Annotated in this window: 1 pseudogene; it reads left to right on the forward strand. The window is 58.5% G+C overall.

Annotation, left to right across the window (positions count from 1 at the left end):
• Nucleotides 1–1,047 (forward strand): annotated as a pseudogene (locus H0X91_RS34690) (IS3-like element ISBcen10 family transposase); the annotation flags it as partial.

A 1,047-nucleotide genomic window follows, 5' to 3' on the forward strand; every position in this document is an offset into this window, starting at 1 on the left:
TGGCTGGAGAGGCCGGCACCAAGACACTTGCTCACCGTTACGGAGTGGGCAGGACGATGGTGCGACGTTGGGTGGCGAGCTATCGCGAGCATGGTGAACAGGGGCTGCGCAAGAAGCACAGCCACTACGACGCGCGATTCAAGTTGTCAGTCCTTCAGCGGATGCGGCGCGATGAGCTGTCGTATGCGCAGGTGGCAGCGCTATTCGGCATCCGCAATGAACGAAGCATCCCGATCTGGGAGCGTCTGTATCATGAGGGCGGTATAGATGCGTTGGCGCCTCGTCGCCGAGGGCGCCCCCCGAAAATGACCACCTCACCACCACCGAAATCCCTCGACGATACCGTGCAGAAAGAGCCGAGCCGCGAGGAACTGCTCAAGGAAATCGTGTATTTGCGCGCGGAGGTGGCATACCTAAAAAAGCTCGATGCGCTGCTGCAATCCAAGAAGCAGGCAGCGCCCAGGAAAAAGCGCAAATAGTGCGTGAGCTCAGGCAGTGTCATCCGGTAGCTGCGCTCCTGAAGGCGGCAGGCCTGGCGCGCAGCACGTTCTATTACCAGCTCAAGGCATTGGCTGCCGGCGATCGGTATGCGGATCTCAAAGCGAAGATCCAGACTGTATACGACCACCACAAGGGCCGTTACGGCTATCGGCGAATCACGGCGGCGATCCGGCAGACCGGAGATGCGATCAACCACAAGACCGTGCAACGGTTGATGGGACAGCTGCAGTTGAAATCTCTGGTGCGCCCGAAGAGATATCGTTCCTGGCGCGGCGAAGTCGGCCGCGTTGCCCCGAATCTACTGCGGCGTCAGTTTGATGCTGAACGCCCGAATCAGAAGTGGGTGACCGACGTGACCGAATTCAATGTGGAGGGCCAAAAGCTCTATCTATCGCCGGTGATGGACTTGTACAACGGGGAGATCGTCGCTTACCAAATGGACGAGCGCCCGAGCTTCGAGTTGGTCAGCAACATGTTGAAAAAGGCGTTGGTCAAGCTTGATGACGAGGAGCAACCGTTACTGCATTCGGATCAAGGCTGGCAGGG

The sequence above is a fragment of the Burkholderia sp. 9777_1386 genome (assembly GCF_015712265.1).
Taxonomy (GTDB): domain Bacteria; phylum Pseudomonadota; class Gammaproteobacteria; order Burkholderiales; family Burkholderiaceae; genus Burkholderia; species Burkholderia cenocepacia.